The sequence below is a fragment of the Bombilactobacillus bombi genome, from assembly GCF_013607485.1.
Lineage (GTDB): Bacteria > Bacillota > Bacilli > Lactobacillales > Lactobacillaceae > Bombilactobacillus > Bombilactobacillus bombi_A.
The window spans coordinates 19,062-31,682 of sequence record NZ_SCHP01000015.1; the positions used below are offsets into that span (position 1 = coordinate 19,062).

10 protein-coding genes and 1 pseudogene are annotated in these 12,621 nt (G+C 37.5%); all 11 read right to left on the reverse strand.

What is annotated here, in order from left to right; genetic code table 11:
- Positions 1-65: 65 nt before the first annotated feature.
- Complete coding sequence (yajC, locus tag EQ827_RS04640; RefSeq protein ID WP_373563508.1) at positions 66-509, reverse strand: preprotein translocase subunit YajC; 444 nt, start codon at positions 507-509, stop codon at positions 66-68.
- Positions 510-624: 115 nt separating this feature from the next.
- On the reverse strand, positions 625-1,767 hold the full coding sequence (tgt, locus tag EQ827_RS04645; protein WP_181189824.1) for a tRNA guanosine(34) transglycosylase Tgt: 1,143 nt from the start codon (positions 1,765-1,767) through the stop codon (positions 625-627).
- A gap of 17 nt (positions 1,768-1,784) precedes the next feature.
- Entirely contained in the window at positions 1,785-2,828 is a 1,044-nt protein-coding gene (gene queA, locus EQ827_RS04650; protein ID WP_181189825.1) for a tRNA preQ1(34) S-adenosylmethionine ribosyltransferase-isomerase QueA, read from the reverse strand.
- Positions 2,818-3,834, reverse strand: a complete 1,017-nt coding sequence (ruvB, locus tag EQ827_RS04655) for a Holliday junction branch migration DNA helicase RuvB (protein ID WP_181189826.1) — start codon at positions 3,832-3,834, stop codon at positions 2,818-2,820. Before ruvB ends, queA begins: the two co-directional genes overlap by 11 nt.
- Before the next feature lie 11 nt (positions 3,835-3,845).
- A complete protein-coding gene (gene ruvA, locus EQ827_RS04660) occupies positions 3,846-4,442 on the reverse strand; it encodes a Holliday junction branch migration protein RuvA (protein WP_181189827.1) in 597 nt (198 codons plus the stop codon).
- A 9-nt stretch (positions 4,443-4,451) separates the two neighbouring features.
- Positions 4,452-6,338: a DNA mismatch repair endonuclease MutL gene (gene mutL / locus EQ827_RS04665; protein WP_181189828.1), complete on the reverse strand. Its 1,887-nt coding sequence runs from the start codon at positions 6,336-6,338 to the stop codon at positions 4,452-4,454.
- Positions 6,339-6,340: 2 nt separating this feature from the next.
- Positions 6,341-8,941, reverse strand: coding sequence for a DNA mismatch repair protein MutS (gene mutS / locus EQ827_RS04670; protein WP_181189829.1), 2,601 nt, complete (start codon positions 8,939-8,941; stop codon positions 6,341-6,343).
- A 52-nt stretch (positions 8,942-8,993) separates the two neighbouring features.
- On the reverse strand, positions 8,994-9,779 hold the full coding sequence (locus EQ827_RS04675) for a TIGR00282 family metallophosphoesterase (protein ID WP_181189830.1): 786 nt from the start codon (positions 9,777-9,779) through the stop codon (positions 8,994-8,996).
- Positions 9,780-10,430: 651 nt separating this feature from the next.
- Positions 10,431-12,068, reverse strand: coding sequence for a chaperonin GroEL (gene groL, locus EQ827_RS04680; RefSeq protein ID WP_181189831.1), 1,638 nt, complete (start codon positions 12,066-12,068; stop codon positions 10,431-10,433).
- A 30-nt stretch (positions 12,069-12,098) separates the two neighbouring features.
- A complete protein-coding gene (gene groES / locus EQ827_RS04685) occupies positions 12,099-12,383 on the reverse strand; it encodes a co-chaperone GroES (RefSeq protein ID WP_181189832.1) in 285 nt (94 codons plus the stop codon).
- 139 nt (positions 12,384-12,522) lie between these two features.
- Positions 12,523-12,621, reverse strand: a pseudogene (locus tag EQ827_RS09315) (IS982 family transposase); the annotation flags it as partial.

A 12,621-nucleotide genomic window follows, 5' to 3' on the forward strand; every position in this document is an offset into this window, starting at 1 on the left:
CCCTGAATAATACCTAAAAAATGAGCTGCACAAGGTTAATTTGTAACAGCTCATAAAAAATTTAACTATTCATTTTTTTCACTTTGAGAATCTGTCGCTGAAGGCTCTGCTTTATCAGCATCACTAGTAGGTTCTGGTTGAGTTGTAGCTGCTGTGGCCGTCTTATCTTCAGCTGTTGGTTGGGCTGCTTTAGATGCTGCAGCTTCATTTTTTTCTTTTGTTGCACCAGGAGCAGCAGAAACTGGAGCTGCAGGTTGAGAAGAAGTTGTAGCTACACTGCGAATAGCCGAGCGGCTAAAAGTTAAGTAAATACCATCGCAATCTAAAACGACAGTTTTATCCGCATCATTTAACGAATCAATATTCCCATGCAGACCGCCAATCGTAACTACTGGATCACCTACTTTAATTTGATTAAGCATTTCTTGACGCTTTTGTTGTTGCTTTTTTTGGGGCCGATACATTGTAAAATACATTAAAGCAAAAAATACAATAATAATAAAAAACATAGAATAACTACTGCCATTACTTGCTGCTGCTAATAACTTCAATTCTTTCACCTCATTAAAATTTAACTTCATTAATTACATTCTAACAAACAATTAGCACTTGCACACTATTATGCTAAAAATTCTTGGCATCTTTTTGATTAAAACCATATTGTTCAAAAACTTCTTGACGCAATTCTAACAAATTATCATCTAAAATTGCTTGCCTAATCTGAGCCATTAAATGGATTAAATAATACAAATTATGATAGCTGGTTAAATGAATTCCAAAAGTTTCATTAACCTGCAAGAGATGTCGAATATAAGACCGCGTATAATTGCGACAAGCATAACAATCACAATTAGGATCCAACGGGGTAAAGTCGTGAGCATATTGGGCATTTTTCACTACTAAGCGCCCTTGCGAAGTCATGCAAGTACCATTACGGGCAATGCGAGTCGGCAAGACACAATCAAACATATCAATTCCTCGAATTACTCCATCTAACAAAGAATCGGCTGTGCCTACGCCCATTAAATAACGCGGTTTATTTTCGGGAAGTAAAGGAGTAGTAAATTCCAAAACCCGATTCATTTCGGCCTTAGTTTCTCCCACCGATAAGCCACCAATCGAATAACCAGCAAAATCCAAGCTTGTCAAATCATGCGCACTTTGTGTCCGCAAATCCCGATAGCCGCCGCCTTGTACAATACCAAAGATACCCTGGCTTTGTGGATTGCGATGAGCTTTTAATCCCCGCAAAGCCCAGCGGGAAGTGCGGGCAACAGAGGATTTTAAATAGTCATATGACTCAAAAAATGGTGGACATTCATCTAAACTCATCATAATATCTGGACCCAAGTCGTTTTCAATATGAATAGCTTTTTCAGGTGATAAAAACATTTTTTGTCCATCAAGATGGCTCTTAAAGGTGACGCCCTCTTCACTAATTCCACGTCTTTTAGCAAGAGAGAAAACCTGAAAGCCACCTGAATCTGTTAAAATTCCTCGATCCCAGTTCATAAATTGATGTAAACCACCAGCTTCTTGAACCAATTTCGAACCCGGACGCAGCCAGAGATGATAGGTATTAGCTAAGATTACCGAAGCTCCCATATCCTTGAGCTCTTCTGGCGCCATGGTTTTTACGCTGGCCTGCGTGCCAACCGGCATAAAAATTGGTGTGGGAAAAGTACCATGGGGTGTAATTAATTCACCCAGGCGAGCTCCAGTATGTTTTTCTTTTTTAATTAAGCGATATCTAATTGGTTGTTCCATAACTACCTCATTACGATTTATTTAATAAACATGGCATCGCCAAAACTGAAGAAACGATATTTTTCTTGAACAGCATGTTGATAAGCATGCAAAATATTTTCTCGACCTGTAAAAGAAGCGACTAGCATAACTAAAGTCGATTTTGGTAAATGAAAATTTGTAATAAATTCATCAACTACTTTCCATTTATATCCCGGCTTAATAAAAATGTCGGTCCAACCACTATCAGCGTGGATTTCACCTTGGAATTTAGTACCAATTGTTTCCAAGGTTCGAATTGAAGTAGTACCAGTCGCAACAATTTTACCGCCTTGAGCACGAACATCATTTAAAGCTTTAGCAGCTTTTGGCGTCAAACGATAAAATTCGCTATGCATTTTGTGCTCATCAATATTTTGTTCAGAAACAGGTCGGAATGTTCCTAAACCCACGTGTAAAGTCAAATAAACTAAATGTACGCCCTTATCTTGAACTTTCTGTAACAGCTCTTTGGTCCAATGCAATCCCGCTGTTGGTGCAGCTGCTGAACCTTGTTCGCGTGCATAAACTGTTTGATAGCGGTCCGGGTCGTCTAATTTCTTTTTGATATAAGGAGGCAAGGGCATTTCGCCTAATTCTTCCAAAATTTCCATAAAAATGCCGTCATAATCAAAGTGGATCATTCTGCCGCCATGTTCTAATTCTTTAGTCACTGTAGCAGTCAATTTCCCTTGTCCAAAATCAACTTTCGTTCCTATTGGTGCACGACGAGCAGGTTTCATCAACACTTCCCAATTATCGCCTTCGGTATTATTTAATAATAAAACCTCTAAATGCGCTTGAGTATTTTCTTTAACTCCATATAAGCGTGCTGGCAAAACCTTAGTGTCATTCATCACTAAGGCATCCCCCGGATTAAGATAATTCAAAATATCATAAAAATGGCGGTCCTGATACTCACCACTTTTGTGATCTAAAACTAATAAGCGAGATTGATCCCGTTTTTTTAAGGGGGTTTGGGCAATTAATTCTTGAGGTAAATCATAATCAAAATCATCTAAAGTAAGCATTTTATTCTCCATTCTTTTGTGGGGGATTGATTCCCAAATGCTGATAAGCCTTAGCAGTAACTACCCGTCCGCGTGGGGTTCGCTTTAAGAATCCTCGCTGTAATAAATACGGCTCATAAACAGCTTCCACAGTTTCTTGTTCTTCACCAATATTAACCGCCATTGTTTTTAAGCCTAAAGGACCACCCTGGTAAAGATTAATCATCATTAATAATAACTTGCGGTCAACTTGATCCAAGCCAGCATTATCTACTTGCAGCTGATCTAAGGCACTTGCAGCATTTTGCGCGGTGATTTTTTCTTGTCCGGCAACTTGTACAAAATCACGCACCCGCTTTAATAAACGGTTAGCAACCCGGGGCGTACCGCGAGAGCGACGTGCCAATTCTTGGGCGCCCGTGTCATCAATTGCAATATCTAGTACTTGTGCTGAGCGCTTGACAATTAACATTAACTCGTTTTCATCATAATAAGCCATATGTTCAATAATACCAAAACGACTTCGTAAAGGAGCTGAAAGTTGCCCAGCTCTGGTGGTTGCACCAATTAGTGTAAAGGGCGGCAATGGATAATGAATTGCATGAGCATCGGCACCTTGACCGACAACAATATCAATATAAAAGTCTTCCATTGCCGAGTACAGAATTTCCTCAACATTTTTAGGCAAACGGTGAATTTCGTCAATAAATAAAACATCACCCGGCTGTAATTCACTTAAAATTGCCACCAAATCACCAGCCTTTTCAATTGATGGTCCAGTAGTTGAATGTAATTTAACTTGCAATTCATTCGCAATTACTAAAGCTAAAGTGGTCTTTCCTAAACCCGGTGGTCCATATAACAAGACATGATCTAAGGCTTCTTCCCGCTTTTGAGCTGCTTGAATATAAACCTGTAATTGATTTTTTACTTTGCTTTGGCCAATATACTGTTGCAAAGATTGAGGGCGCAAAGTTTTTTCAATATTGGCTTCTTGTTGGTTCAATACTTGATCACTAGTAATATCATCTTGGTCCATTTAATCACCTCTCAACGCAATAATTTTAAACCGGCACGTAAATATTCGCCAGCTGTTTTCAAAGATGTTTGCTGTAACTGTGGTGTAATCTTTTCAATTTCACGCTTACTATATCCTAAGGCCTCTAGTGCCTGTAAACCATCATTCAAGGCTACATTATCAGTCTCTGTCGCTAAAGCGGGATTAGCCAACGACTGTGACGATAAAATGGTTTGTTTTTCTAATTTATCTTTCAAATCTAAAATAATTTGTTGTGCAGTTTTTTTACCTACACCCGGAAATTTGGTTAAGAATTTGACATCATTTTGCGAAATAGCTGTAATTAATCCTTGATGATCATCATCAGCTAAAATTGCTAATGCACTTTTAGGCCCAATTCCGGAAACCGAAGTTAATTGCTGAAATAAATTTTTTTCAGCCAAATCAAAAAAACCATAGAGAGCTTGATCATTATCCCGCACTATTTGTTGAACATATACAGTATTAACTTGATCTTGTTGGTAACGATAAGGGTTGGCGACCAAGATTCGATAACCCACGCCGCCAGCTTCTACAACGATATATTGCGGTGCTATATAAGTTACAAGCCCTTTTAAATATTCAAACACTTTCTAACCTCACTTCACCCGCCGCGATTGGTGGGGATCTTGAATTCTTTTGAACATCTTTTTAATATCTTGATCACTAAAATGTACTAGCGTTGGCCGGCCATGAGGACAATTATAAGGATTTTTGGCTTGGGCTAACTGATCTAAAATAGCTTGTGCTTGAGTTCGATCTAAATGATGATTAGCCTTAATTGATAAACGACAACTCATAGTAATAGCAGTTTGTTCACGAAACTTTGCAATACTAATTTTACCGTCTTTTAATACATAATCAATGATTTCGCGAATGGTGGCCTCTTCTTGACCAGTAGGTATCCAGGATGGATGACTTTGAACTACGAAACTATTTTGGCCAAAAGAACTAATACCTAAACCGACAGCTTGTAAAATATTAAGACGTTCATTAATCACGATTGCATCCGAATTAGGATAATCAAGCACTAAAGGAACTAAAAGCTGCTGTTGATCGTGACTAACTTGCCCTACTTCTTGGCGAAATTTTTCATAATTAACACGTTCTTGTGCTGCATGCTGATCCACAAGATAAAAGCCATTATCACTTTCTGCTAGCAAAAAAGATCCGTGAATTTGCGCCAAAAAACGTAATTCCGGAAAAGGAGCAGTTGAAACTTGCGCAGTTAACGGCTTTTCGGACGAAGAGATCGGATTAGTATCACCTAAGTGTTGACAAAACTTTTTAACATGTAAATCCCATTCTTGTAAATGTTGTGGATCTTTGAAAATCGGCCGCAAGTTCACTGCTTCAGGAGCAATTAACACTTTCGTTGCTGTAAACGGTTGGGGCTCTGCAATTTGGGTTCCTTCTTCAGCACCCACCAAAAACGGCAGTGACTCTGGTTGGCTAGCAACAGTGTGAGTAGGTAAATTATTAAGAGCTGGCTGGATGAGATTTAATTGTCCTAGCTTATCGGCAATTGTCTGCTGAATTAAGGCAGCTACTTGCTCTTCTTTACTTAGACGCACTTCACGTTTAGTAGGATGAACATTAACATCTACTAATAAGGGATCCATTTGAATTTGTAAAACCGCAATGGGGTAACGGCCCACCATTAGCTTAGAGCCGTAGCCAGCTAAAAGTGCTTGAGTTAGACGGTAATTAACAATATAACGGCCATTGATTAACAAAGAAATATAATTACGGCTAGCACGAGTTTGCTGGGGTAAAGACGTTAAACCACTAATTTTAAAATCGGCCGTTTGGGTTGCTAAAGCAACCATTTGTTCAGCAGCTTTTCGGCTATAAATACCTGCTAGTGTCTGCTGTAAGTTGCCGTTGCCAGAAGTACGAATTAAATTCCTCTGCTCATTCACTAGTGTAAAAGCAATTTGTGGCTGTGCTAAAGCCAAGCGATTAACAATATCAATAATTCGATTTAATTCTGTATTTACCGTTTTAATGTACTTTAAACGTGCAGGAGTATTATAAAATAAATCTGCCACTTCCACACTAGTACCCTGAGCGGCCGCGACTGTCTGTTTATGCAATTGCTGACCGCCAGCAACTTGCAGCAATACTCCACGCCTGCCATCAGTACTGGTGGTTAAACTAACTTTGGCTACCGCAGCAATACTAGCTAAAGCTTCTCCGCGAAAGCCTAAAGTTTTCACATTAAATAAATCCTGATTTGTACTAATTTTGCTGGTAGCATGAGGTTGAAATGCCATTTCTACTTCCTCACTGGCTATTCCTTGACCATTATCAGTGACTTTAATATAGGAAATTCCAGCATCTTTAACGACAATATCGATTTGGCTAGCTTGGGCATCAATGGCATTTTCTACCAATTCTTTAACCACCGAAGCGGGACGTTCAATTACTTCACCAGCAGCAATTTGATTACTTAATGTCGGCGATAAACGCTGAATATGCGCCATAATTAACCTCCTTTTTGGGCAAGCTCATCTTGTAATTTTGCTAATAAATTCATGGACTCTAATGGAGTCATTTTCAACAAATTGGCTGCTTTTAATTGTTGTAATAAACCATCGTAAGGATTAGGTTGCGGTTCATTAAATAATGATAGTTGACCATTTTGAGCTTCAGCTATTACTTGAGTTGTTGTGGTTTCTTGATTAGTTGTAGGTGTCACAGTTCGTGGTGGCTGTTGTTCTAATTGATCTAAAATTTTTTGAGCACGCTGTAACAATGACGGGGGTAAACCTGCTAATTTGGCTACATGAATACCATAAGATTTATCAGCAGGACCTGGCAAAACTTTATGCAAAAATACTAATTGTCCATTTTCTTCTGTTGCATCCACATGAACATTCTGCACTTCCTTTAACTTATCAGCTAAAGCAGTTAACTCATGATAATGCGTAGAAAATAAAGTTTTAGCATGAACATGATTATTCAAATATTCTACAATTGCTTGCGCTAAGGCCATTCCATCGTAAGTAGCTGTTCCCCGGCCAATCTCATCAAAAATAATTAATGAATGTGGCGTTGCATGCTGCAAGGCATCGTTAGCTTCCATCATTTCCACCATAAAGGTTGAATTACCTGAAATCAAATCATCTGCTGCTCCAATGCGCGTAAAAATATGATCAAAAATTGGCACTTTAGCTGTGGCTGCTGGTACAAAACAGCCAATTTGAGCCATAATAACTATTAAAGCTAACTGGCGCATATAAGTGCTTTTACCCGACATATTAGGACCGGTGATTAATAAAATGGAAGTATCAGCATCCATTTGGACACTGTTAGGTATATATTTTTGCTTACCTAATACTTTTTCTACTACTGGATGTCGACCATCAACAATTTGAATTTGCTGGTCTTCCACAAACTGGGGCTGTACATAATGATAGCGTTCACTGATTACTGCAAATGACTGCAAAACATCTAAAAAGGCTAGCTTTTGTGCCAATGATTGAATCAGTGCGATTTGTTGCTTGATTTGATCGCGAATTTGAACAAACAACTGGTGTTCAAGCACAGTGGACTTATCTTCTGCTTCTAAAATCAGGCGCTCTTTTTCTTTTAATTCTGGCGTAATATAACGCTCAGCATTAGTTAAGGTTTGCTTTCTTTGATAACGCTCAGCGGGTACCTGATCCTTATTAGCATTTGTTACTTCAATATAATAACCAAAGACACGATTAAAGCCAATTTTTAAGTTCTTAATACCGGTAACTTTTTGCTCTTGCGTCTGCAATTGTGCTATCCATGTTTTGCCATTTTTCATAGCTTCACGATATTGATCTAATTGCTGATTATATCCGGAACGAATTAAATTACCTTCGGTTACAGAAATAGGAGGATCGTCCACAATTGCCTGCTGGATTAACTCAACTACTGACTGACAGTCTGATAGTTGAGTCATCAAGTCATTAATAATAGGTTCGTTTAAATCGCGTAAAACGGCTTTAATCTTCGGAACTTGTTTTAAAGAAGTTGCTAATTGAATTAAGTCTCGCCCGTTCACATTTCCAAAGGCAATCCGCCCTGCTAAACGTTCTAAATCGTATACTTTGGTTAAATAATCTTGAAGCGAACTGCGTTGAAAAAAGTTATCTAATAAGATTTGCACAATTGCCTGCCGCTGTTGCAATTGTTGTCGATCTAATAAGGGACGTTGCAGCCATTTTTTTAAAAGGCGACTACCCATGGCTGTTTTTGCCTCATCTAATAGCCATACTAAAGTTCCTGATTTATCACCATTACGTAAAGAACGAAATAATTCCAGGTTATTTTGTACAGTATGATCCATCTGTAAATACTTATTAGCCGTATAAACTTTAGCAATTTGCAAGTGAGCCAAAGAACGCTTTTGGGTTTCAATTAAATAAGAAATTAAATACTTGACCGCTTGTTTTGCAGCAACTGCTTTTAAAGACTGTGCTACAAAGGCTACTTCAGCATAATCTTTTTGTGGCTCTTCACGCGAGACTAAAATACCTAATTTATTAATCTGCTTAATCCATTGCTCTGCTAAATTATTAGCGACTACAATTTCCTTACAGCGAATATTTAATAACTCATTTTTCACCTGTGAAAAATCAACAAAACTGGTAACATTAACCTCACCCGTGGATAAATCTGTATAGGCAAAACCAAAAGTTTTTTTGTTAACAAAAAGGGCGGCCAAATAATTATTTTCTTTGCTTTGATTGGGTTTATCTTCTAGGTTAGTACCCGGAGTCACTAGCTTAATAATCCCCCGTTTGACCATACCTTTTGCTTCTTTAGGATCTTCAAGTTGCTCACATATTGCCACCTTATAACCCTTATCTACTAAAATTTCAATATAGTTATCAGCGGCATGATGTGGGACCCCGCACATGGGAATAGGATCAGGGGCATTTTTGTTTCGTGCTGTTAAAGTAAGCTCCAAAATTTGGGAGCCTTTAATGGCATCATCATAAAACATTTCATAAAAATCACCAATCCGATAAAACAAAAAAGCATCGGGATAATCTTTTTTAATGCTTAAATATTGTTGCATCATCGGCGTATCTTTAGTTTTTTGTGGCATTAATTCTCAACTCTCTTGTTAATAACTATTATTATACTAAAAATCATTATAATTAATCATCTAAGGGACGATCAGGGGTAATTTGGCCTACTTGGATGTGATTTTTATTTTCTAAATCCAATAGACAGTAATTAATCTGGTGGCGGCCTTGATCATCAATTTCATAACGGGTAGGCTGCTGAGTTAAAAACCTTTGGACACTGGCAGTTGCCTTTACTCCTAAAATACCATCATATGAGCCTGTCATCCCCACGTCAGTTAAAAAGGCAGTTCCACCAGGCAAGATTTGGGCGTCGTTAGTTTGCACATGGGTATGAGTTCCAACAATTGCATCAACCCGTCCATCCAAATAATGAGCTAAAGCCCCTTTTTCACTAGTAGTTTCCGCATGAAAATCAATAAAAATTTTGACACCGGCAGGTATTTGCTTTAACAACAAATCGGCTTTAGTAAAAGGATCATCAATCGGGGCCATTAATGCTCGTCCTTGCAAATTAATTACTGCTAGATATTCTTGATTAACCTGCTTAATTACTAAGCCCTTGCCTGGAGTATGCAGGCCTGGATAATTTGCAGGCCTTAATAGGTTATCATTATTTTGTAATAAATCGGTAACTTCAGACTTATCCCACGCATGATTGCCTAAGGTGACAATATCAGCTCCAGCATGTAAAATTGCTTTAAATTGTTGGCTTTTAATCCCCCGCCCATTATCAGCATTTTCACCATTCACAATAGTAATTTGGGGATGATATTTTGCTTTTAAGCGGGGCAGATACTCCGTTAATGTTTGCATCCCTACTGCTCCCATAACGTCGCCGACAAAAATTATTCTCATTTGTTCTCCTCTAACTTTTCAATTTTTATCCAATTAGTAATCTTTTCTTAATATATCTTATAATAGAAATTTACTTTTAATTAACAGATAGTTTAAAATGGTCTAGGCTGTATTGAATAAAATAATTATACCAACAAACAGCTAATTAACCAGAAAAGGAATTAATTATGCATAAAAAAGCTCTTTCACGAATGGTTTACTTAATATGACGATAGATTATCGGTTATATATAAAAATGTTTTAAAAACTTAAAATCAGATTCACTTTATAATAAATAGTTATAATATAAATAGTAAACACCCTGAGTTTGTCACAATAGAATATTAAGTACAAACCATTTTTCTAAAATCACTTTTTTCGTATCCTTGTTAGATCACCTAAAATTGCACCAACTATATTCCAGTTCAATGATAGGCTTTATTACTTTGATGATATCAGTTAACACATAAAAGTGTTTTCTTTTTAGTAATTAGCACATCATGATTAATTGCACTAAATATTAACACTAAAATTAAATCCTATTTTAAATTAAATTCTGGTTTAGATTAATTATATAGCCTAAGTAAATTAACTTCCCAAAAATAGATTAACTAAAAAGCCTCCTAAGACTTATTACAAGTCTTAAGAGGCTTTTAACATCTAATAATTAGATTACATCATACCGCCCATACCAGCAGCTGGGTTAGCAGCGCCAGCAGTGTCGGCAGCCTTTGGTTCTGGCTTATCAGCAACTACAGCTTCAGTTGTTAAAATTAAAGCTGAAACACTAGCTGCATTTTGTAATGCGGAACGTGTCACCTTAGTTGGGTCAATAATTCCAGCATCAATCATGTTTTCCCACTTGTCGGAAGCTGCATTGTAACCAACTTCTAATTCTTGGTTTCTCAAGTGCTCTACAACAACAGATCCTTCTTTACCAGCATTTTCTGCGATTTGACGAACAGGTGCTTCCAAAGCACGCTTTACAATATTAATACCTGTTTGAACGTCGCCAGTTTCTGTTTCTGACAATTTTTCTACAGCAGGAATAATATTCATTAATGCTGTACCACCACCAGCAACATAGCCTTCTTCAACCGCAGCCCGGGTAGCATTTAAAGCATCTTCAATCCGGTATTTGCGTTCTTTTAATTCAGTTTCTGTAGCTGCACCGACCTTGATGACTCCCACGCCACCAGCTAATTTAGCCAAGCGTTCTTGCAATTTTTCTTTATCAAAGTCAGAAGTTGTTTCCTCAACTTGCTTCTTGATTAAGTTTACACGTTCATCAATAGCATCTTTGGAGCCTGAGCCTTGTACAATTGTAGTATTATCTTTAGTAACTGTAACCCGGCCAGCTTGTCCTAATTGATCAATTGTTGTGTCTTTTAACTCTAGGCCTAAATCAGAAGTAATCACTGTACCACCAGTTAAAATAGCAATATCTTCCAATTGTTCCTTACGACGATCACCAAATCCAGGAGCCTTAACAGCCACAACATTGAAAGTTCCACGAATCTTGTTTAAAACTAAGGTTGGCAATGCTTCACCGTCAACATCGTCAGCAATAATCAAAAGTGACTTGCCCTGTTGAACAATCGATTGTAATAATGGCAAAATGTCTTGAATATTGGAAATCTTTTTGTCAGTAATTAAGATGTAAGGATTATCTAAATCTGCTTCCATCTTATCGTTATCAGTTACCATGTATTGTGACAAGTAGCCACGATCAAATTGCATTCCTTCAACAACATCAGAAGTGGTTTCAATTCCCTTTGATTCTTCAATGGTAATAACACCATCATGACCAACTTTTTCCATTGCGTCAGCAATTAATTCACCAACTTGCTCGCTTGAAGAAGAAACAGAAGCAACTTGAGCAATTTGATCACGGCCATTAACCTTATGTGAAATCTTATCTAATTCCTCAACAGCAACTTTTGTAGCTTTTTCAATACCAGTGCGAATACCTACTGGGTTAGCACCTGCGGTTACATTTTTCATACCTTCACGAATAATTGCTTGTGCCAAAACTGTAGCAGTAGTTGTACCATCACCAGCAATATCATTAGTCTTAGATGCCACTTCAGAAACTAATTTAGCACCCATATTTTCAAAATGGTCATCTAATTCAATATCTTTAGCAATCGTTACACCATCATTAGTAATGTTAGGTGAGCCATATGACTTTTCCAAAACTACATTGCGACCTTTTGGTCCTAAAGTTGTTTTTACTGTATCTGCTAATTGATCTACACCCTTAAGCATTTTTGCCCGGGCATCTTCAGAAAATTTAATCTCTTTTGCCATCTTTATTCCACCTCAATCAATTTTTATTTATTATTCAATTACAGCCATGATATCTTTTTCATGCATAACTAGATATTTATTGCCTTCATATTTAACTTCGGAGCCTGCATACTTATCATAGATAACTCTGTCGCCTTTTTTGAGAGTCATAGGAATAATCTTGCCGTCTGGAGCTTTTTCGCCAGCACCAACTGCTACAACTTCTCCTGTTTGTGGCTTTTCTTTAGCATTATTAGCTAAGACAATACCGCCAACAGTTTGTTCTTTTTCTTCATCAACTTGTACTAAGATGCGATCACCTAATGGCTTTAACAAAGTAATCCCTCCAAATTTATCTTAATTTTTAGCACGTTTAGCACTCTATATCAATTAGTGCTAACAACACTTTATATATTATCATTTTTTTTAAAGTATGCAAGTATTTAACTACAAAAAATAATTTTTACGCATGGTGCTAGTTAATTTTTCTGATAGTATCCACAAACAAACATTGTTCTAACCGCGTTTGAAATCCCGCTAGTGAACGCGCGCGATTGCGTTCAATATCAAAAAG

Bases quoted from the DNA above. Each gene is read 5' to 3' on its own strand.
- yajC (WP_373563508.1), bottom strand. From the start codon at position 509: ATGTTTTTTATTATTATTGTATTTTTTGCTTTAATGTATTTTACAATG.
- tgt (WP_181189824.1), bottom strand. From the start codon at position 1,767: ATGGAACAACCAATTAGATATCGCTTAATTAAAAAAGAAAAACATACT.
- queA (WP_181189825.1), bottom strand. From the start codon at position 2,828: ATGGAGAATAAAATGCTTACTTTAGATGATTTTGATTATGATTTACCT.
- ruvB (WP_181189826.1), bottom strand. From the start codon at position 3,834: ATGGACCAAGATGATATTACTAGTGATCAAGTATTGAACCAACAAGAA.
- mutL (WP_181189828.1), bottom strand. From the start codon at position 6,338: ATGGCGCATATTCAGCGTTTATCGCCGACATTAAGTAATCAAATTGCT.
- mutS (WP_181189829.1), bottom strand. From the start codon at position 8,941: ATGCCACAAAAAACTAAAGATACGCCGATGATGCAACAATATTTAAGC.
- EQ827_RS04675 (WP_181189830.1), bottom strand. From the start codon at position 9,779: ATGAGAATAATTTTTGTCGGCGACGTTATGGGAGCAGTAGGGATGCAA.
- groL (WP_181189831.1), bottom strand. From the start codon at position 12,068: ATGGCAAAAGAGATTAAATTTTCTGAAGATGCCCGGGCAAAAATGCTT.